The organism is Enterococcus sp. 5B3_DIV0040 (assembly GCF_002140755.1).
GTDB classification, from domain to species: Bacteria; Bacillota; Bacilli; order Lactobacillales; family Enterococcaceae; genus Enterococcus_D; species Enterococcus_D casseliflavus.
In genome coordinates, this window is the sequence record NZ_NGLC01000002.1 from 921,702 (window position 1) to 942,032 (window position 20,331).

General features: G+C 41.2%; 18 protein-coding genes. 13 read left to right on the forward strand and 5 right to left on the reverse strand.

The window, feature by feature from the left end; all coding sequences use genetic code 11:
- Positions 1-100: 100 nt before the first annotated feature.
- From A5883_RS16805 to A5883_RS16820, 4 genes are all read left to right on the forward strand, one after another.
- Complete coding sequence (locus tag A5883_RS16805) at positions 101-820, forward strand: ABC transporter ATP-binding protein (protein ID WP_086339107.1); 720 nt, start codon at positions 101-103, stop codon at positions 818-820.
- Positions 817-1,557, forward strand: a complete 741-nt coding sequence (locus A5883_RS16810; RefSeq protein ID WP_016609706.1) for an ABC transporter permease — start codon at positions 817-819, stop codon at positions 1,555-1,557. Before A5883_RS16805 ends, A5883_RS16810 begins: the two co-directional genes overlap by 4 nt.
- Before the next feature lie 21 nt (positions 1,558-1,578).
- A complete protein-coding gene (locus A5883_RS16815; protein ID WP_086339108.1) occupies positions 1,579-2,412 on the forward strand; it encodes a MerR family transcriptional regulator in 834 nt (277 codons plus the stop codon).
- 388 nt (positions 2,413-2,800) lie between these two features.
- Positions 2,801-3,643: a class I SAM-dependent methyltransferase gene (locus A5883_RS16820; RefSeq protein ID WP_086339109.1), complete on the forward strand. Its 843-nt coding sequence runs from the start codon at positions 2,801-2,803 to the stop codon at positions 3,641-3,643.
- Between the two features lie 123 nt (positions 3,644-3,766).
- Here the strand turns inward: A5883_RS16820 and A5883_RS16825 are convergent, their stop codons facing one another.
- The 3 genes from A5883_RS16825 to A5883_RS16835 form a co-directional block, all read right to left on the reverse strand.
- Positions 3,767-4,228 (reverse strand): GNAT family N-acetyltransferase, encoded by a 462-nt coding sequence (locus A5883_RS16825; protein ID WP_034868779.1) that lies wholly within the window; start codon positions 4,226-4,228, stop codon positions 3,767-3,769.
- 99 nt (positions 4,229-4,327) lie between these two features.
- Positions 4,328-4,846 carry a helicase gene (locus A5883_RS16830; protein WP_086339110.1) on the reverse strand — a complete coding sequence of 173 codons (519 nt, stop codon included), beginning with the start codon at positions 4,844-4,846 and terminating at the stop codon, positions 4,328-4,330.
- Between the two features lie 40 nt (positions 4,847-4,886).
- Positions 4,887-5,795, reverse strand: a complete 909-nt coding sequence (locus A5883_RS16835; protein WP_015508973.1) for a helix-turn-helix transcriptional regulator — start codon at positions 5,793-5,795, stop codon at positions 4,887-4,889.
- Positions 5,796-5,888: 93 nt separating this feature from the next.
- Between A5883_RS16835 and A5883_RS16840 the strand changes: the two genes are divergently transcribed.
- The 4 genes from A5883_RS16840 to A5883_RS16855 all read left to right on the forward strand — a co-directional run bounded on the left by A5883_RS16840 (position 5,889) and on the right by A5883_RS16855 (position 10,787).
- The gene (locus A5883_RS16840; RefSeq protein WP_015508974.1) at positions 5,889-6,317 is read left to right on the forward strand and encodes an effector binding domain-containing protein; all 429 of its coding nucleotides are present in this window, start codon (positions 5,889-5,891) and stop codon (positions 6,315-6,317) included.
- 15 nt (positions 6,318-6,332) lie between these two features.
- Positions 6,333-6,845 carry a ClbS/DfsB family four-helix bundle protein gene (locus tag A5883_RS16845; RefSeq protein WP_015508975.1) on the forward strand — a complete coding sequence of 171 codons (513 nt, stop codon included), beginning with the start codon at positions 6,333-6,335 and terminating at the stop codon, positions 6,843-6,845.
- Between the two features lie 422 nt (positions 6,846-7,267).
- On the forward strand, positions 7,268-9,631 hold the full coding sequence (locus A5883_RS16850; RefSeq protein WP_086293993.1) for an HAD-IC family P-type ATPase: 2,364 nt from the start codon (positions 7,268-7,270) through the stop codon (positions 9,629-9,631).
- Positions 9,632-9,860: 229 nt separating this feature from the next.
- Positions 9,861-10,787: a LacI family DNA-binding transcriptional regulator gene (locus tag A5883_RS16855; RefSeq protein ID WP_176324019.1), complete on the forward strand. Its 927-nt coding sequence runs from the start codon at positions 9,861-9,863 to the stop codon at positions 10,785-10,787.
- A 414-nt stretch (positions 10,788-11,201) separates the two neighbouring features.
- Here the strand turns inward: A5883_RS16855 and A5883_RS16860 are convergent, their stop codons facing one another.
- Positions 11,202-11,390, reverse strand: coding sequence for a hypothetical protein (locus A5883_RS16860; RefSeq protein ID WP_005227564.1), 189 nt, complete (start codon positions 11,388-11,390; stop codon positions 11,202-11,204).
- Between the two features lie 603 nt (positions 11,391-11,993).
- Entirely contained in the window at positions 11,994-14,741 is a 2,748-nt protein-coding gene (locus A5883_RS16865) for a sigma 54-interacting transcriptional regulator (protein WP_086339111.1), read from the reverse strand.
- 252 nt (positions 14,742-14,993) lie between these two features.
- On the opposite strand from A5883_RS16865, the gene A5883_RS16870 reads away from it, so the two are divergent.
- Genes A5883_RS16870 through A5883_RS16890 form a run of 5 tightly spaced genes read left to right on the forward strand, consistent with a single transcriptional unit; the run spans position 14,994 to position 20,146 of the window.
- Entirely contained in the window at positions 14,994-15,434 is a 441-nt protein-coding gene (locus A5883_RS16870; protein WP_086339112.1) for a PTS sugar transporter subunit IIA, read from the forward strand.
- Between the two features lies 1 nt (position 15,435).
- Positions 15,436-15,918 (forward strand): PTS system mannose/fructose/N-acetylgalactosamine-transporter subunit IIB, encoded by a 483-nt coding sequence (locus A5883_RS16875; RefSeq protein ID WP_086339113.1) that lies wholly within the window; start codon positions 15,436-15,438, stop codon positions 15,916-15,918.
- Between the two features lie 2 nt (positions 15,919-15,920).
- Entirely contained in the window at positions 15,921-16,694 is a 774-nt protein-coding gene (locus A5883_RS16880; RefSeq protein WP_086339114.1) for a PTS mannose/fructose/sorbose/N-acetylgalactosamine transporter subunit IIC, read from the forward strand.
- Complete coding sequence (locus A5883_RS16885; RefSeq protein ID WP_074536577.1) at positions 16,691-17,515, forward strand: PTS system mannose/fructose/sorbose family transporter subunit IID; 825 nt, start codon at positions 16,691-16,693, stop codon at positions 17,513-17,515. The genes A5883_RS16880 and A5883_RS16885 overlap by 4 nt, the downstream gene beginning before the upstream one ends.
- A 48-nt stretch (positions 17,516-17,563) precedes the next feature.
- On the forward strand, positions 17,564-20,146 hold the full coding sequence (locus A5883_RS16890) for a family 78 glycoside hydrolase catalytic domain (RefSeq protein WP_086339115.1): 2,583 nt from the start codon (positions 17,564-17,566) through the stop codon (positions 20,144-20,146).
- Positions 20,147-20,331: the final 185 nt, after the last annotated feature.

Sequence of the window (20,331 nt, forward strand, 5' to 3'; positions counted from 1 at the left end):
GGTTATGAGTATGGGGTTGTTCGTCATGAAAAAAGGCAAGTAGGCTATTGACTCTCCCTCAAGAGGAGACAGTATGCTTTAGTAGAAAGGGGCGATTGCTGTGGAAAAAATGATTGAGGTTGCCGAGCTATCTAAGAAAATCAACGGTAGGAAAATTATTGATCAACTTACCTTCACCGTAAAAAAAGGCGAGGTGTTCGGCTTATTAGGACCAAATGGAGCAGGAAAAACATCAACGATTGAAACAATTTTAGGTATCAAAACACCAGAGGAAGGTTCTGTCAAAATTCTCGGATCAGATCCTCAAAAAAAGCGACGTGAGGTATTTGAAAAAGTGGGGGTACAGCTTCAATCTTCAAGTTATCAGAACAATATTCGCGTCGGAGAATTGTGCAAAGAGATGACGCTCTTGTATCGACAGCCTCAAGACTATCAAGAGCTTTTGCGTTTGTTTCAGCTGGAACCATTCGAATCGCACTTCATCGACAAACTTTCTGGTGGGGAAAAACAAAAGCTTTCAATTGTACTCGCGTTGATCCCGAATCCCGAGGTGATTTTTTTGGATGAATTGACAACGGGACTGGATACAAAAGCACGGAGAAGTGTCTGGCAAACGCTCCTCAAACTAAAAGAAGCACAAATGACGATTCTATTGACGACCCACTATATGGAGGAGGCGGAGATTCTTTGTGATCGGCTATGCATCATCGCTCATGGGCGCAAGGTAGTTGAAGGCAGCACGAAGGAGCTATTAAAACAAAGCGGTCAGCAAAAACTTGAAGAGGCATATCTTTGGTTTGTAGGGGAGGAGATAGAATGAGCAAAGTAATGAAACTAGCAAAAATTGAAGGAAAGTTAGCGTTGCGAGGAATTGATGGGATCGTCTTTGGTATTGGCATGCCGCTGGTCGTCCTGTTTTTGACGAATATGATCGGTGGAGAGAAAGTGATTGGTGCTACTTCATATACATTTCAAGAGGGCAGTTTTGCTTCATTGCTGGTGGTGGGGATTTGCGCAACAGCCTTTATGGGGATTCCGTTAACTATCTGTGATTATCGAGACAAAAAGATTTTGAAACACTTTTTTGTTACCCCAGCTTCTCCAGTTCATCTGATTGCGGCTCAAGTGGTAGTAGCTGCAGCGACTGCACTACTCTCAGCGATAGGTGTCGCATTCGTGTCGGTGGTATTTCTCGACTATCAAATGAAAGGCAGCTGGATAGTATTGATAGCTAGCTATTTTTTCGTTATGATTGCCATGTATAGCCTAGGACTATTGATTGCTAGTTTGTGTAAAAATATAAAGATTGCCAATCTCGTATGCACAGTGGTTTATTTTCCCATGTTGTTTCTTTCTGGGGCAGTGATTCCCTTTGAGCTCTTTCCAGAAGGTGTACAAAAAGTCGCTAATGTTCTGCCATTGACACAAGGCGTTAAATTGTTAAAGAGTGTGAGTCTCGATCAACCAATCGGTGACCCTCGATTCATTCTTTTTCTATTGACAGTGGTGACGATCATAGGATTTGGTTTGGCAGTTAAGCTTTTCCGTTGGGAATAACAGGAAACGGAGGAAAGAGTTATGACACAAGAATGTGAAAAAACACCAGATAAGCTGTATCGAATCGGCATGTTTTCTAAAATGAATCAAGTGACGATAAAAACACTGCGTTATTATGATGAGGTGGGGCTGCTTAAGCCCCATTTTATCGATCCAGATAATGGGTATCGCTATTATATCTCTAGTCAGTTGGCACCATTGCATCGGTTATTAGCTTTACGCAGAATGGGGTATAACATCGATGAAATCAAACAAGTGCAAGCAGGAGAAAGCGAAAGGCGAATACTGCATCGCAAGAGACAGCAATTGATGAGAGAGATCACGGAACGGATGGCGATGCTCACGCAGATCGAAGGGTATTTGCAACAGGAAGAAGCCAATTACCAAATGATCGTGAAACGTTTGCCAGCGGTTATCGTCGCTTCAATGAGAATGGTCGTGCCAAGCTTCGATCGATTGTTTTCTATGATCCCAGAAATGGGGCTGAAGATGGAAACAGCTGGTTGCATCTGCGCATTGCCCGAATATTGTTTTACTATCTATCATGACAACGAGTACAAAGAAGAAAACATTGATGTGGAAGTTTGCGAAGCGGTCACAGAAATGAAAGATAATCAAGGAAATTTGACCTTCAAGCAGATAGAAGAAGTACCAGAGGCAGTTTGCACGGTCCATAAAGGAGCCTATACTGAGTTTCCGAAAGCCTATGCTGCGGTGATCCAGTTTGCTGAAAATAACGGTTATCGAATCACAGGGCCTTTTCGTGAAAGCTATATTGATGGTATTTGGAATAAAGAAAGTGAAGAGGAATGGCTGACTGAGATCCAGCTTCCTGTTGAAAAAATCAGCAGGTGAAGGGAAGTAAACATTCAGCGTTCTTGCAAAATTTCTACTCCGTAAGGCGTGAATTTCGGCAAGACCATCGTTTAATCGAGTGTCTACAGTCAATTCCCATTGACAAATCGACTGGCGCCTTCTAAACTAAAGGCAGAAAAACAAGAGAAAAAGGTGATGTCTCCGGCCTATCTGCTGTTATTCCTTCGTTAACAGGGGTAGGACTGGAAAAGAGTAAATAAAATCAATTTCATAGGCAAAAAATTGACTGCATGCAGTTTTATTTGAAGTGCCTATCATTGATTTTATTTTACTCTTCGCTTTTTGATCTTCATCGCTTGAAGATTGACCGCAGAGTAAAATCTGCGGTCTTTTTTGTTTTTCAATTATTTTGAAAGGGGAAAAGAAGATGTACCAAGAATTGAGAAAGGCAATCGAGCGGCCACCGCTCTATAAAAAAATGGCAGAGGCGTTTTGGGACGATGCGTATATTTCCAAGCAAATGTTAAAGGCTCATTTGGATCCTGATTTTGAGGGAGCGAGTAGAAAGGCTGACTTTATCGACGAATCCGTTCGCTGGATCAGTCGCATTGTTTCACCAGAAAAACAGACGCAACTTCTTGATATCGGCTGCGGACCAGGGATCTATGCGGAAAAATTTGTAGCGCTGGGCTATCAAGTGACAGGCGTTGATTACTCCAGAAGGTCCATCGCCTATGCGAGAGATTCCGCGAGTAAGCAGCAATTAAACATTACCTATCTATTTGATAATTATTTGGAGATGGCATTGCCTCAGCAGTTTGACTTTATTACCTTGATTTATTGCGATTATGGAGCCTTAAATCCAGAGGAACGAAAACTGCTGCTAAATAATGTGCTGGCGCATCTAAAACCGGGTGGCAAATTTTTGTTCGATGTATTTACGATTGCCCAGTTTTTAACGCTTGATGAAGAACAGACCTGGGAAAGTCATGAATCAGCAGGGTTTTGGCGGGGCGATCCTCATCTTGTGCTGAATCAACGATGGAAATATCCTGATCACGTCTTGCTGGAGCAAACAACGATTTTAGCAGAAACTGAGCTCACCAATTATTATTTATGGACGACCTATTTTACAAAAGATGCATTGCTGAAGGAAGTTCAGGCTGTAGGCTTTGATATCTGTGAGGTATTTGGCGATGTTAAAGGCAGTCATTATAGCGAAGAAGGTTCAACAATGGCGATACTACTGAAAAAACCACGCACTCAGTGAAAGAGTGGTTTTTATGTAAATAGAAGCAAAAAGAAACGACGATTTTTCGTCGTTTCTTTTTGTTTGGGTCGGAACTGATCGATCAATTCTTTCGTACTAATGATCGGGCATATTCAACACCACTCATTCAGCAAACCGTCGAACCATCGTAATATCTGTTTCCAAATAGCCCATTTTTTTGTATAGCTGATACGCAGACTGATTATGGGCAAAAACGTGCAAGCCGATTTCAATGATGCCTTGCTGGATCGCCCACTTTTCCAAAGCCTGTAACGCTTTGGTGCCATAGCCTTTTCCTCGCTGGTCTTCCTCGATGATAAAGTCATAGATGAAGGCTTTCTGGGCAGCTGTGTTGACCCAAATCACCCCGATCGGTTCACTAAAATCAGCTGCAAATAAAGAAAACAAGTGATTGTTTTCGGTGGCAGTCCCTTGAGGAAGCAGGGAAGCAAAGCTTTCTTTGGCTAGGGCGAGGGCCTCGTCTTTGGCCCATGTGCCTGCTTGGACTTTGTCATTGGCGTATTCGAAAACTGCATTGGTTAAGTAAGCAGCATAGTCGCTGTCTTTCATTGGGATTAAGTTCATCTGTTTCTCCTTTTGTCCTTTTCGGCTCTTCTTAACCTACAGAATGATTGTAGGCAATGAGAAACAAGGACATTTGATATGAAACGGTTTGTTTCCCCTTCAGTTGAGACGCTCTGACAGCGGGTCTCGTCGTTGAAACAAAAACAGGTCATCCGGTGCAAACTGGTGTCGTGCATCGCAAGTATAGCCTCGTAGCCAGTCAACCCCATCGATGCGGCGAACGTAGAATCCTTTGGGGAAATCGTCGGTTTTTTCCAAAGGCACAGAAGCGATCGTGATTGCGGCAGCTGGCGCTTTTCCTTGGGATTTCAGTCCGGTACTATTTGCCAGTTGGCGATAGCTAAGACGAAAGTGTAAGGCCATTTCCAAGGTACAACAAGTCAATCCATAAGAAGGCGCAGCTGCAAAAATCTCCGTCAAAGAGCCGCCTTGGGGGAGTCCCAGTTCTTTAAGGGGAACAATCACACAAGCAGCACGCTGTTTATCGGCACTGAGGGAGAGCTGGGGATGGTGCAAGAGCTGGTTGGCATACGCGTTTAAGTGAATCTGATTTTCTTCCAACTGCTGGCAAAGGCGGTTTAGCGAAACCCCGCCATACTGTACGATCACTTTTTTCAAATCAAACACTCCTTTCAATAGGGATCCTTTTTATGAAAAATCAGTTTACACCCTCGTTCTTGGACAAATTGGCATAAATCGCAGCAACTTCTTCTTGGTAACGATTCTTTAGTCGAGGGGGACTTAAAATGCGTAGGCTTTTTCCAAAAGAGAACAAATAGGGCACTACCCAGCTTTCCTCGGGCAAATCAACGGTAACCACAGCAGTGCCTTCCTCCGTCAAAGTAATATCCTGATGATCGAACTCATCATATACCCGATAAAGAACGTCGGCTTGAAAGAATAGACGCGCAGGATAGGTGTCAACAGTCAACTCAATGGCAGAATCAGGCGCAGTGACTGGGAAAAAATGCTGGTCAGTGACGTGGACTTGACTCATGCGGCTGATTTTAAATGTCCGAAAGGCATTCTTTTGCTGGTCGAAGGCTTGCAGATACCAAGCTTGCGAGCGAAAAAGCAGTTTATAAGGCTGGCAGATGCGTTTTTGCAGTCCCTGTTTACTGATATAGTCAAAGGTGATCACGTGGTTTGTTAAAATACTCTTTTTTAATAAATCAAACGTGTCGTTGCCGTTTTCTCGCCGATGCCAAGTGGAAAAATCCACTTCTAGCCAATCAGCATCGGGCTGCTTAAACAAGGATTGCAGTTTTGCCAGCGATTGCCCACTGATCTGTGGCGTCAGCTGGCGAATCCCTTTCAACGCCAAAAGCAGGTTTTTCCGTTCTTCCTCTGATAATAACACTTTATCCAACACAAAACTGCTTAACAGATAAACGCCGCCATTTCGACCCGTTTCGGTATAGATGGGCACGCCAATACTGCTTAGGGTATTGATATCTCTGGTGATGGTGCGAGTCGAGACTTCAAATTGTTTGGCTAATTCAGAAGTGGTTGCTTTTTCATGATTCAACAGGTGGTAGATAAGGCCGAATAGGCGTGTCGTGCTCACTTGGTTTACTCCTTTTATAAAAAGATGATAAAACACTGACACAAGGTGTCTAGGTTTCTATCGTATCATAAAGACAAAGAAGGAGGAACTCCAATGAAATTTTCGATAATGGCAACGGAAAGAACCAATAATTTTACTGATCCAGCGATTCAAGCAAAAATCACTGGCTTATGGGAGAAAAACAGCGAGGCGGTCAAGAAAGCCGCAGAAAAAGGAACGGTCATCGCTTGCGTTTACCACGAGTATGAGTCAAACTATCAAGGAGACTATGCCGTTTCGCTTTGTTTCGAAGAAACGGAGCAAGCAGACTTTGATACAGAAAAATATACTTGGAAAAAGTATCCGATCGATCGGCGCGATGCGCAGGGCATTTTGACTACTTGGCGTCAAATCTGGTCTGAGGAAGAAAACCAGCAGCTGCAGCGCAGGTATTCCTTTGATTTTGAACAGTATGCGCCAGACGGCGAAGTAACGATTTTTATCGCCATTGCTGAAAGCGACAAAGAGCAGCTATTTTCCTGAATAGGAGGACAAACAATGAGGCAGTATGAAAGCAAAGCAGCGCTGATCCAAGAGATCACAGAACGTTACCAAAAATTTCGCCAAGAATTTGATGAAATTCCTGAAGCCTTGCGAAATCAACGGATAGCAAGTGTCGACAAGACCCCTTCAGAAAACTTGTCTTACCAAATCGGCTGGGTCAGTTTGTTATTGTCATGGGAAGCACAGGAACAGCAAGGGATGAGCGTTCACACACCTGCTGAAGGGTACAAATGGAACAACCTTGGCGGATTGTATCAATCTTTTTATCAGACATACGGCAGTTTGACCTTAGCACAGCAACAAGAGCTCTTAGACCAAAAAGTGACGGCCCTTTGCCAGTGGATCGAGGGTTTATCCGATCAGGAATTGTTTGAAGCAAGGCAGCGGGATTGGGCAACCACCAAAGCACAGTGGCCAGTCTATAAATGGATCCATATCAATACAGTAGCACCCTTTACCAATTTCCGAACGAAAATCCGAAAATGGAAAAAGGAAGCACTGCATTGATCAATAAAAGAAGCAAGCTGGTTGAGCGTTTTTTAGCAACTGAGGGAACAGCTAACTTAAAGAATTGTTAAACAGTTGATCTGTGAAGATCAGCTGTTTTTTTGTTTTGTGTCATCGCAAGAAATCACCTGGAAAGTCTATGCTAGCTTATTGTCTAGTCGGTTCAGGTTAAGAAATAAACTGTTATTTTAATTCCTAAAGTGACGCGAAGGTGACAAAAATGAAACGCCAATTCGTAAAAGGGTATGCTATATTTTAAACAGTACTTGTTTTTTTACAGAAAAAAAGCGAGGAGTCGATGGCGTATCTTACGCAATCGACGCCAATTGGTTTTATAGAAAAAACACAAAACCATTCCCAAGTCTGATGCAAGTTTGCTGAATATTCAGCAAAATAAAAGTAAATGACTAAGAATAGAAAGGGTGAGGATCATCGAAAACAACCAAACCATTGGCTTGACGTCAGGAGAAGTCAAGGCACGGGTGCAACGCGGTCAAGTCAATAAGACAAAAAAGGATACGACGAATACGTACCCGAAAATACTTTTTACCAATATCTTTACCTTTTTCAATTTGATCAACTGTGTCCTATTCTTTCTCGTCTGTTTGACGGGTTCTTATCAAAACGGCTTGTTCGTCTTTGTTGTCTTCAGCAATGTGATCATCAATCTCTTTCAAGAAGTTCGTTCCAAACGAACGCTGGATAAGCTGGCATTGCTAAAAGTTGCCAAAGCCGATGTTTATCGGGATGGCAAGCTGGAGAACTTGCCGATCCACAAACTCGTAATGGATGATGTGTTACGACTGAAAAGCGGGGATCAAGTGCCGACGGATGCCAAAGTCATTCAAGGATCTTTAGAAGTCAATGAATCCTTGCTGACTGGTGAAATGGATACGATCTACAAGCAGCCAGCAGACGAGTTGTTTTCTGGCAGTTTTATCACTGCTGGCGAAGCGTTATGCCAAGTGATCCACGTAGGCGCTGACAACTATATCGCAAAAATCAACAAAGAAGCCAAAACCATCAAACGACAAAAATACTTGATCCAAGGCAGTTTAAACAAAATCATTCGTTGGATCAGTCTGATTTTGGTCCCATTATGTACCCTCTTGTTCGTTAAACAGTTCTATTTCTCTCATGCAACTTTCAATACTGCCATCTTACGGACGGTGGCGGCAGCTGTGGGAATGTTCCCCGAAGGTTTGTTTTTATTGACGAGTGTCACGTTGACCATCAGTGCTGTCTATCTGGCGCGCAAAAAAGTGATGGTGCAGGAATTGAACTGCATTGATGCCTTGGCACGGGTCGATGTTCTTTGCTTAGATAAAACGGGCACGATCACCGAAGGCAAGATGACGGTGGAAAAGACGATTTCCTTTCATTCAGAAACACCGTTGGCAGAAATCACTGGTAACTTAATGGCGCAGCTGCCCGATCAGAATCCAACGGCAATGGCGCTGCGAACCTTTTTCCCAGAAAAAACGACGTACCAGATGCAGCAAGTCGTCCCTTTTTCATCAGATCGTAAATTCAGTTGCGTCACGTTTGAAGGACAAGGCACTTATTTTATCGGAGCTGCGTCGATTTTACTGGGAACCAACCATGAAGCTGTCTTAAAACAGGAAAGGCAGCTGGCAGAAGAAGGCTACCGAGTGATCGTTTTGGCTCACAGTACGCAAGGCTATGAGGAGGCAGGACTGCCGACGGATATTGAACCGCTGGGCTTTTATTTACTGTCAGACACGATTCGTGAAGATGCCAAGGAAACCTTGGAGTATTTTCGTTCACAGGCAATCCAATGCAAGATCATCTCTGGCGATGATCCAGTGACAGTCAGTCAAATCGCGAAAAAAGTCAATCTACCAGGGGCTGCTGATTTTATCGATGTGTCAAAATTAACTGCGACCGAATTAAAAGAAGCTGTCAGCAACTATCAGATTTTTGGTCGAGTGACGCCGCAACAAAAGAAAGAAATGGTGCTCTACTTGAAAGAACAAGGGCATACCGTCGCAATGACTGGCGATGGCGTCAACGATGTTTTGGCGCTGAAAGAAGCCGACTGCTCGATCGCAATGGCTTCTGGTGTTGATGCTGCGCGTCAAGTGTCAAATCTGGTTCTTTTGGAAAATCAATTTGATGCTTTGCCATCGGTCATGGATGAAGGCCGCCGAGTGATCAATAACATTACCCGCTCAGGTTCATTGGTGCTAGTGCAAGTCTTATTTTCCATCATGATCACCATGGGGACGTTGTTATCAGGAACGACCTATCCTTTTGAGCCGATCCAATTAACGATCATTAATGCCTGCTTTGTCGGCATTCCGACCTTCTTTTTAAACTTTGAACCAGACTTCAATCGGATCAAAGGGGACTTTATGACGACGATTTTCAAAAATGCTTTTCCAACAGCCTTGACGATTACGGTAGGAACTTTGCTGATCATCAACTTTGGTTATTGGTTCAACAGCAGCAGTAAAGCTCTATCGATCATGAGCATTATTTTTACTGCTTGGAACTATCGCTTGATCCAGAAAAAAGTCTATCCAGCGATCAACAGCTATCGAACGATGATTTTTTTCAGCACTCAGATCTTGTACTTTGCTGCTTTGATCGTCGGTCGCGACCTCTTTAACCTAGGCAATACCAGCTATCTCAACCTCATTCTCTTGATTGCCTTGTTGAATTTTTCCGCCTACATGCAACGCTTTGCGGATAAGGGCATCGAGCTGCTGATGCGAAGATATACGAAGAAACGTAAAAGTTTATCAAAAGAAATGATTCAGTAAATAATAGAAAAACTGATTGCTTAAGCAGCGTTTGCAGCCTGCTAGGCAGTCAGTTTTTGATTTTAAATAAATTTCTTTTCAAGGAGTCTAACTAAGTCTTGCTATGAAACTCGTTTCATACCGTACAATCAATCAAGAGACCTTTTCAGAAAATTGTCGAAAGTGGAACAACTAATTTTCTATGGTAGACTTAGGTCACGAGCAAAACAATCAGATAGGAATGAAAGAAATGGCAACGATTCGCGATATAGCAAAAATTACTGGTTTTTCGATCACGACGGTCTCTCGTGTGATCAATGGCCATCCTTATGTTGATGAGCAAAAGCGAGCAGCGATTTTGGCGGTGATCGAAGAACTGGATTACAAACCGAATAAAATCGCCCAAAAACTTAGCTCGGGGAAAACCTATAATATTGGAGTCATCGTACCGTTTGTCAATCACGCCTTCTTTGATGGAATTTTAAATGGCATCATGGAAGAAGCCTTTGCCCAAAAATACAAGGTGACGTTGCTTCCGACCAATTTTGATCGGAAGCTGGAGCTAGAATATCTAGAAGAATTCGCTGCAAAGGGATTTGACGGCTTGATCGTCATCACCCGCGCAAATCATATCGAGACATTTTATCCCTACATGGAAAAAGGACCGATTGTTTTTTGTGAAAATTCGACCGGTACTGCCGTTCCTTTCGTTGCGATCGACTTGGTCGGCTCTGTGACAGCCAGTATCAAGTATTTGAAAGAACAAGGTGTAAAACGCTTGGGACTGACGCTCGGGCGTAGCAAACGCCTCAGCTGCAATTCAGTCAACACGATTGCAAAAGCCAAGGAGCTGTTTCCTAATTTTTCTGAAGCAGATATTTATTGGGATTGTATCAAAGCACAAGATGGGATTCCCGCAGCTGCATTTTTTAAGGAACGAGGAATCGATGGGGTGATCACAAATGGGGACGAGATCGCAGCGATGATCTTAAATCAATACTCCCACGGGACAGCACCCATCGTGATTGGGCAAGAAAACCTGCTCATCAGTCATATGCTGCACTTTTCTTCCGTTGAGTTTCATCTGGATCAATGCGGCAAAGAAGCCTTTCGCTTGTTTCAAGAAAGAAAACAAGAGCAGATCATTCTGCCTTACGAACTTATTATTCGTGAATAATCATCGTTATAAAAAAACCCACCTTTTCGTCGAGAGGTGGGTTTTTGCCTGCTTTTTAAAGGGAATTTGAGGAAGGAAAATAAAAAAATAAAGAAAAAATCAATTTTGAATGCTTGCTTTTCACAGAGTAAAGGGCTACCATTGGTCTGTGGCTTTTTCGCCACAAAAATAGGAAACGTACCAGACAAGAGTACTTGGGGAAGATTCTCTTGGGGGAAGCCTGATACGTTTCCTTTTGTTCATTCTAACACTATTTATATATAAAGTAGAGAGATATTGAGTAGATAAATAAAAATACTACTGTAATTGATGAATAGGAAAAAGGCAATCTCACAGACGAGTATCTCTGGAGCGATTTCCTACAACATGCTGGATGGCAAATTGCTCCATCATGTTTTGATTAATTACAAAGCATCAACTAACTAATTGTGTTGCACCCACTAGAAAATTACATAATTTCGCAACACCTGTTTCAGCTGTTTCTTTGATTAGAACAGTCGCAGTATTTTCGTAAACATGAATCACACTAACTTCTTGTAAACCGGTAAAGCCAATAACATTTGCCTGATAGTTTTGACCAGGGAACACTTGGTATTTTTCCATGTTTTTATCTCCTTCATTAATCTTATTTCAAAAGAATAATAATTAAAATTTAAGAAAAAGTAAAGTGAAACGATTTTTCATTCAAAAACTCGGCCTTTCGGCTATTTATTCGAGTGGAAATCAACTTTTTCTGTAATTTTTCATTTGGGTTTTCAATAAATATACGATGGCTAGTTGAATATTATTCAATGGATCGTACCAATTTACCGAGCAATCGACTACAAAGTTGAGGGAAAGAAAGCTGGAAATTTCCAGCTATATTGTTTGTTTTGTCCCGTCTTCACGCTTATAATAAAGGTAGGAAGAACGACCGGCGTTACCACTTCCTAATTCAATTGAAAAGGGCGTGCAAGTTATGGAAAACGTATACCGAAATAACTTTGTCAAGAGAACGGTTCAACTGATGTTTGCACCAAAAAAAATCAGAAAACGTCCACCCGAACAATGGATCAAAATGCCTACCGACCGAGGTATTCGGAGAAAGGACGCGTGATCCAGCATCTCGCAGCTATGCGTGAAATAGTTTTTGAAGAATGTAGAAAACAAAGGCAAACCTGTTTGTAGGTTTGCCTTTTTTATTTTACCAAGTAGTGATGGCGTTCATTATTTTTCCAAAATGATATCCAATAGGAAATAACATTCATCGTCAGAAATCGTGATCATAAACTGTTTTTCAATTTCTGTTAGTGCCGTTTTGATTGATCTTAATGTAGTTTCATCATGTTTGTTTGTATCGGGATAAGCCAATTCATTCCCTTTTAGTAACAAACGTTCAATCAAATAAGCCGTATGGACCAATGTGTTTAAGATGATCGAATTGGAAAAAGTCATGCCAAAAGCTGTTTCTAATTGGACGACCAAAGACTTTAAAGTGTCTTTTAGTTTAAAACCCGAAAGCAAGTAGAGGTATTTGTCTACGGATTCGATCCCCATGTCAATGACGATATCACGTGTGTAAAGCTCTGACGTAGCAGTTTGCTCTTTTTTTAATACACCACCAGCAAGTTTGATTAGCTTGTGCAGACCATTGTTTAAGATGATTTCTTGCAAGGAGATGAAAGGGATAAAGGCAATTTTAGGATCTAATGTACCGACCATTGCGAGAATTTCGTAATCGTTATGTTTATCAATGAATTCGGTGACGGATCGTGCATCATTGCCACTGATCGGTTTGATATCCACGTCGTAAATACCGAAATTCTGAAAGCTGCTCTTTAAATTTGTTTCTAAAAATTTGGCAGTTCCTTCACCAGTACGGCAAACAGTATAAATGACTTTTCGCTTTTTGATACCAAAGTATTGATTGATTTTTTGCTGAATACCGTGGCTTCTTTTTTTCTCCAAATCAGCCAGTGACATTGCGGTCAAAGCCAGTTCCATTGAAAGTAATTCTTTGTTTTTTGCGGCTTCAAGCAGTAACAGAGTATCGATTCGTTCAAGAATAAATAAGTTCTTACCGGTTTCTTCTTTGATTTGTCCTTCAATCCCAGTCATGGAGCCCATATCGACAAACAATAAACAGTTTTCATAGTCTAGTTCCACAATCAATTGCTTGATTTTATCATAGACTTCTTTTGGGGCAGCCTGAAGTGGCATATCAATCGGTACTATAATCTCTTTACCTAAAAGCTGATTGATCGTATGGCTTAATTCAGTCGCCACTCGGTCACCATGTGCACAAACGAGTATACCAAAATCGCTAGTTTGTTTTTCGTTGTTTTTTATCGATGTAATTATTTCCGATAGAACAAGAATGTCATCTTCAGAGAAGAAGAGTGAATATTGGTTTTCTAGCTTTCGTATGATCCTTCTCAGTGCATTCGTCACTTTTTTATCAGCGATTTTTTTGCTCAGATCCAAAGTCGGTGCTTTTCCTTCTGCAGAGCGACTGTACATGTACAAAGCAAAGGCAGTACTGATAGTGTCACTTATGATAATGTCACATTCTTCATACAAAATATCGGAAACGATCAACATGATATTTTTTATGTCTTCATTCAAAAGGAAAGTGAACTGTTCGTTCATCAGCCGTTGCTTAGCGATTTTTTGACTGTAATCATTAAATGCTTTGGTGATTGAGTAGCCGTCTTTCTTTTCTTGGAAAAATTCCAGAAAATCATAGTCACCTTCAATAGGTTCATGCAAGAAAGATTCACTCCCGAAAATAAAAGCTTCTCGGTCGATCAATGTGTTGATGATCTTTTTTTCTTTTTGAGTGGTCGAAATAAAAGCAGACATGACTGAAGGTGGGAAGAACTCTTGGGTAATCAAGACTTTTTCAGCCTGTGTCTTTTTCTTTTCTAAAAGCCCTCGGGCTACGGACAGCTGGATATCGCTTTTCAGTTGTCCGATGTTTCCAATTGGCGTGTAGGTCAATAAGGAGGCAACGGCTTTTCCATCAACAGTGATCTGAGCGTTGATTTTTTTACTTTCACGGTCATAGAGATGAAAAATAAGTTCCAGGCGTTCTGAAAGATCACGATTGTTCAAACTAGGCATCTGAATGGAAACTGGAATACGTCGTTTAAAGGTATCCAACAAAACAGAATTAGGTGGTTCAGTAGTGGCAATGATCAAGAGTGCAGACGCATACGTTTTATCTTGCGTTTCTCCTAGTTTATAGTAACTGCCTTTATCAATATATTGGAATAGCATCTCTTGACCTTCAGGAGGCAATCGATGGACTTCATCAAGGAATAATACACCGTTATCTGCAATCTCAATCAAGCCTTTTTTATCTGCTTCAGCCCCAGTATAAGCGCCTTTCTTACTTCCAAATAGCTGTCCCAGTAGCAGTTGCGGGTTGGTGGAATAATCCGCACAATTTAAGGTGACAAACTGTGCTTCTTGAGAAAACACCCCTTCTTTTTTACCATGCTCGTACATTTTTTCAGCCAGTAGGCTTTTTCCAGTTCCTGATTCACCCAAGATCATCGTATGTAATCCTCTCGGAGGATAATTGATTGCGGCTTCGGCTAATTGAATAACGGGTGCTAAGCTTTTATGAGCACCAATCAGTGTCTCGAATGGTCGGTCTGATGATTTACTTTTTGACAAAGCGACGATCTCCTCAATGCTAGAAATCGTTTGCAATGGAATATATCGCAAAGAAAAGAGCTTCTCAAGGCTACGCTTGCAGAGAAAACGAGTAGGTTTTCCTGTGATTTTGATCAGTTTGTCTTCTTTTACTAATGCATTTAGATCAGCCGAGACATTGTTTCGCATCAGTCCTAATTGCTTTGCCACAAACATTGCGGTGATTCCAACATCAGGTTGTTTTACTAAATCTGATCGCGTCAAATCGGCGGTTACTTCTAAACAAAAAGCATATATTTTATCTATTCGTTTCATCAATCGTTCACCTCATGTCTAACTATACCGATAATCTTCGTAAAAGCAATACTCCTTCCTAAAGGGATGTGTCTCTCATGCATTGTTGGATCGTCTCATGTGTATTGAAGCGTATCGCAGCGAAACATTTTTATAAAAGTGAACAATTATGTGTATGGGATGTGTCTTATTATCTGTGGGAAAGCCTATTATTTCAGTAAATAAAAAAGTTGGCACGCAAATTGCATAAAGAAAAGTGAAAGGAGCGAGGATATGGAAAACAAAATAGGCGTCTTATTAGCAAGCCATGGGAAATTTGCTCAAGAGGCATTGAACAGCTTGAAAATGATTTTGGGAACGGTAGAAAATATCGAAGCAGTAGCTTTAGAACCAGGTACTGATCTTTCTGGATTTGTCGAGGTGATGGAGGCAAAGATCGAGAAATTAAATACCGAGGACGGTTTGCTGATTTTAAGTGATATTTATGGCGGCACTCCTAGTAATGCTGCAGCAATTATTTTATTAAATCATCAACAGGAAAACTTTATCGCCTATTCTGGATTGAATTTAGCGGTCTTATTGGAGATTGCTAATAATCGTAATCAGTCATTTGTGAAGTTCGAAGATAGTATAAAGCAAGTGCTGCCGTTGATTTTTAAGAAAATCGAAGTGGCACCACTAGAAGCAACGGCAAAAGAAGAGGAGGAATTATAAAGTGGCTATTGAACTAGTTAGAATCGATGATCGGTTGATCCATGGACAGGTAGTGACGACTTGGGTCAAACAGAAAAAAATTGAGCAAATTTTGATTGTTAATGATGATATTGTAAATGACCCTGTTCAAAAATCAGTTTTTGACATGATGGCACCGCAGGATGTTTTAGTGAAAACATTTGGTATAGATAAGTTTATCGAGGTCTACCACAAGACGACGATCAAACGTAGAACGTTGATTCTGCTGACCAATTCGATTGATGCACTCAGTCTTTGTACAGGAGAAGTTGCCTTTGATACGTTGAATGTTGGTGGGATGAAAAACAAACCGGGCAGAAAGCAATATACCAAAGCTGTTTCTTTATCCGAAGATGAATTGAAAGCCCTTCAACTTATACAAAAAAAAGGAGTCGCTGTAGAAATTCAGATGATTCCTTCGGATAAAATCATCACCTTAAAAGAGATTGAAAGGAGTGAAAAATAATCATGTTGATACAGTGTTTAATGTTGGCGATTTGGGCAGGGATTTGTACGGTTGATGAAAGAACCTTATGGACAGGTACCCCGAAAGCAATCCTAGCAGGATCTGTTGCAGGTCTGATTATGGGGGATGTAACGACAGGGTTAGTGATCAGTGGAACGTTGCAGATGATGTGGCTTGCTAATGCGGCGATTGGGGCTTATGTACCACCGAATGAAGCGACAGGTGCAATCATTGGGGTGGCAATTGCAAGTATGACTGGAGGAGGCTTGGCTACAGGTTTAGCAGTTGCTGTTCCTACGGCATTGTTGTGTCAGCAAATTATTATGTTGACGAATACAGTCAATATTTTCTTCCTCCATCAAGCGGATAAAGCCGTTGAAACGGGTGATTTTGACAAAGTAGCACGCTATAACTATTTGGGGATTCCGTTGAGTTTTGTTGCTGGAGCGGTACCGGTCTTTTTGGCATCATACTTTGGTGGACCAGCGGTGGAATCTGTTCTTGATTTCATACCGGAGCAAGTGTTTGACGGCTTGACTGTCGCAGCGGGGATTATTCCTGTTGTGGGGATGGGAATGCTACTTATGATGATGATGGGGAAAAACATGTGGATCTTTTTGCTATTGGGCTTTGTTTTCTCCGCTTATTTAGGGTTAGGGACCATTGCCATCTCATTGATTGGGATTAGTTTAGCAGCGTTGTACGACTTGATTATCAATAAAAATGAAAAAGAAGCAGTCAATGTAGAAAGAAGTGAGGGGGACTATGATCTATGACGAACAAAGTACAACAAGATGACGTGATCAAATCAGAACTAAGAAAATCATTTTTTCGATCAAATTTGTTGATGGCGACAAGCAACTTCGAGCGGATGCAGGCATTAGGTGCATATTATTCGATCGTTCCAACGTTGAAACGGCTATACGGGGATAAGCCTAAAGAGGAACGTGTGGCAGCGATTCGTCGGCATCTGGAATTTTTCAACACTAACCCATATGTTTATGGTCCTATTTTAGGGATTACAATGGCGATGGAAGAACAGACACCGGAGACCCAAAAGGAGTCAGTTATTGCGGTTAGAACGGGACTGATGGGTCCGTTTGCCGGGTTAGGGGATAGTTTGTTAGCAATGACTGTTGTTCCGATTTATATGAGTATTGCATCAGGGTTAGCGATTGAAGGCAATCCAATTGGTCCGATCTTATTCTTTGTTTTATTCTCCTTAACTATTTGGCCCATCAAATACAAAGGATTGATGCTTGGTTATGAAAAAGGCTCGGCTCTTTTAACGGGGAAAGACGGCAACAACATTTTGAGACGTCTTTCAACAATGGGGAATGTCGTAGGTATGATGGTCGTGGGCTCGTTGATCGTCACAACCGTTCGAATCAACACTGCAATTGAATACACAGTAGGAGAATCAACGATCAATGTTCAAGAAATGCTTGATGGCATCATGCCGAACTTGTTTCCATTCCTGTTGACTATCGGAATTTACTATCTTCTAAAGAGAAAGAGTGCAAAAAATGCCGTTCGCATTATTATTGCTATCATGGTTGCTGGGGTAGCACTTTCTCTGCTAGGAATTTTGGCATAATCAACAACGGCTGCTAGTGAATGTCAGCAGTAAGAGAGGGAAGGTTCTATGGAAACAATGCGTGTCAACGGCAAAGAAAATAACTGGTCGGTGGATCTTGAACAGCCGATTAAAATTGATTGGGCAGCACTTGATATCGACTTACAAAACGCAGAACTGATCATCTATCACGAAAACAAACAGATATATCGATCAGCCGTAGGTAGTGACGAAGTGTTTCGATACTTAAAATTGTCCATATGTGGTAAAAAACGGAAAAAATTTGTTGTTCAGCTTCTGGATTTGTCAGAAGAGACCGCTGAGTCAATAGTAAGAGCGGCGACAGTGTTTTATTCAGCTAATGGACAATTAGAAACAGCTTCTTGGATCACACGCTTAGATGATCCGATTGAAAAAGAACATACCTTTTATCGTCCACGAGGCAATATCTGTTTTGAAAGACAACTGGTGATCAAGAATAAACAGGCAGATACCTTTTTAGATATCGCAGGGCTTGGGTATTATGACGTTTATATTAATAACAAGAAAATCAATGATTATTTTTTAAATTCTGATGTAACCAATTATTCGGCTTGTGTATATTACGACACGTATAAAATCAACGATTTTTTACATCAGGGTCAAAATCTAATTCAAGTGTTTTTAGGAAATGGTTGGTATACAGCAGCCCCATTGAAACTTTTAGGGAAATACAATATGCGTCATCGTCTAGCAGTCGGCAAACCGATGATGATTTGCCAAGTAAGTCAATATCAAAATGGAACGATTACTGAGTGCTTATGCTCTGATAGCAGTTGGCAAGCATCGGCGACAAATCTCGTGTTTGATAATCTTTATATAGGGGAAATAAGAGATTTTAGCGGTCGCTTCATGGCTGCACACGAATGCCGAAAAGTTGACTTGACGACAGTTGAAATACCTGGTCCCGGTGGAATACTTACTCCTAGTTTTATTGAGAAAATCAAACGAGAATCTGGACTTACACCCAAATCGATTGTGAAACAGGACAATCATTACTTGATCGATTTCGGTCGGATTATTTCGGGTCAAATCAGATTGGCTGTTAGGGCAGATAACCAGCAGATTTGTATCGAATATGCCGAAAAAATAACCGAATCGAATGAATTGGACTATTCTACAACGACAACCAGTACGTATGGGGTAGATGATCCTGAGATGAAGATTGCTGCGGAAGATCCTGTGATTCAAAAGGATCAATTTACGACAAGTGTGGGTGTGACTATTTTCGAGAATCAGTTTACGTATCATTCTTTTCGTTATGTTTCCATCTATGAAAAAAGAGGTGCTTCTTTCGAGATCGAGAAAATCGAAGCATTTCCGACTTATACAGAAATGAGTCAAATCACAACATTCGATTCTTCAGATGAATCATTGAATCAGCTTTTTGAGGCACATGTTCAGACGAAAAAAAACAATATCCATTCCTATTATGAAGATTGCGCGCGGGAACGTTTAGGTTATGGTGGGGATATCGCAGCCTTGTTGGAGTCACAGCTTACGTTATTTGATTCCGAAAATCTGCTGAGAAAAGTATTGGCTGATTTTCTCTACGACCAGACGATAATCGGTGGAATCACGCAAACAGCACCTTATATGGGGATTCAGACCTATGGACCAAGTGATAAAGCTGGGTCTTTGGGATGGCAGTTGGTCTTACCAGAAATAGCGATCAAATTGATCAAATATTATGGGACTCACTTCTTAACAACGCCTATTCGAGATGGGTTGAAACAGCACTTGAATTACTTGCTAAGCTTTAGTTATGACTATATCAAGCAATGCTGCCTTGGCGATTGGGGTGCTTTAGAGACTAAGATAATCAACGGTAAAGAAACACCACCTGATCGAGAATTTTGTTCTGCTGCAATGTACTTGATTTTATTGAAGAAGTATCGATTATTGTCGCCTAAATTAGCCTTATCATCGGAACAAAATGAACAGCTGAATGAAAGAATCGCTCAATCGGAGGCGCAGATCAATGAGGAGTTCAAAAATCCTGATGGTACTTTTCAAAGTGGCAGCCACTCTTCGTCCGTCTTTGCATTAAAAGCTGGTTTAGTAAAAGATGAAGTTGTGTTTATCGAACGTTTGGCAGCTCAGATTCAAGCAGCGGATTCGCTTATTACTTGCGGTATTTTTGGCATGGCATGGTCATATGAAATTTTTTCAGATCAACCACAGTTGATTTATCGTTGGTTAACTAGAAAAAAACACCCGAGCTTTTTCAATATGATTCAGCAAAACAGGGGTGTATTGAGCGAATACTTTGAAGCGATGCCGGGTTCTTCGCTGAACCATGCAATGTTCTCATCATATGGCAGCTGGTTTGTCACAAATCTACTAGGACTGAAAGTAACAGAGGACAGTGAAGGTACTGACTGCTTGTTCTTCTCCCCTTATGTGCCAGAGGATTTACATTTTGTTAAGGGAAGCTATCGATCCATACATGGGATGATCACCACTTCTTGGCAAAAATCCGAGAAGATTGTCACTTGTCAGCTTAAAGTACCTAAAGCAATAAAAGTGATATTTAGCGCACAAGTTCAAGTTCACCAAAAAGATTGTTGTGAGCAGGGAGATCAATACGTTTTGACGATTGCTCGAAGCTAATCCGAAAAGATAAAACGTAATAAAGTAAAAACGATCAGAGAATGATTCTGATCGTTTTTATTTTTCACATGAATAATAGGAGGAATACCAGAAAGAGGGGAAGAAGCATTTAGGTAGTCTTTTTCGTACTTGAATTCTGTTAAAATACATATATAGGTTCAAACATGAAAAATAATCTTATAATT

Excerpts from the sequence above, each read along its gene's own strand:
- A5883_RS16810 (WP_016609706.1), top strand. The coding sequence starts at position 817 with ATGAGCAAAGTAATGAAACTAGCAAAAATTGAAGGAAAGTTAGCGTTG.
- A5883_RS16870 (WP_086339112.1), top strand. The coding sequence starts at position 14,994 with ATGGAAAACAAAATAGGCGTCTTATTAGCAAGCCATGGGAAATTTGCT.
- A5883_RS16815 (WP_086339108.1), top strand. The coding sequence starts at position 1,579 with ATGACACAAGAATGTGAAAAAACACCAGATAAGCTGTATCGAATCGGC.
- A5883_RS16865 (WP_086339111.1), bottom strand. The coding sequence starts at position 14,741 with ATGAAACGAATAGATAAAATATATGCTTTTTGTTTAGAAGTAACCGCC.
- A5883_RS16845 (WP_015508975.1), top strand. The coding sequence starts at position 6,333 with ATGAGGCAGTATGAAAGCAAAGCAGCGCTGATCCAAGAGATCACAGAA.
- A5883_RS16840 (WP_015508974.1), top strand. The coding sequence starts at position 5,889 with ATGAAATTTTCGATAATGGCAACGGAAAGAACCAATAATTTTACTGAT.
- A5883_RS16860 (WP_005227564.1), bottom strand. The coding sequence starts at position 11,390 with ATGGAAAAATACCAAGTGTTCCCTGGTCAAAACTATCAGGCAAATGTT.
- A5883_RS16855 (WP_176324019.1), top strand. The coding sequence starts at position 9,861 with ATGGCAACGATTCGCGATATAGCAAAAATTACTGGTTTTTCGATCACG.
- A5883_RS16885 (WP_074536577.1), top strand. The coding sequence starts at position 16,691 with ATGACGAACAAAGTACAACAAGATGACGTGATCAAATCAGAACTAAGA.
- A5883_RS16820 (WP_086339109.1), top strand. The coding sequence starts at position 2,801 with ATGTACCAAGAATTGAGAAAGGCAATCGAGCGGCCACCGCTCTATAAA.
- A5883_RS16880 (WP_086339114.1), top strand. The coding sequence starts at position 15,921 with ATGTTGATACAGTGTTTAATGTTGGCGATTTGGGCAGGGATTTGTACG.
- A5883_RS16890 (WP_086339115.1), top strand. The coding sequence starts at position 17,564 with ATGGAAACAATGCGTGTCAACGGCAAAGAAAATAACTGGTCGGTGGAT.
- A5883_RS16825 (WP_034868779.1), bottom strand. The coding sequence starts at position 4,228 with ATGAACTTAATCCCAATGAAAGACAGCGACTATGCTGCTTACTTAACC.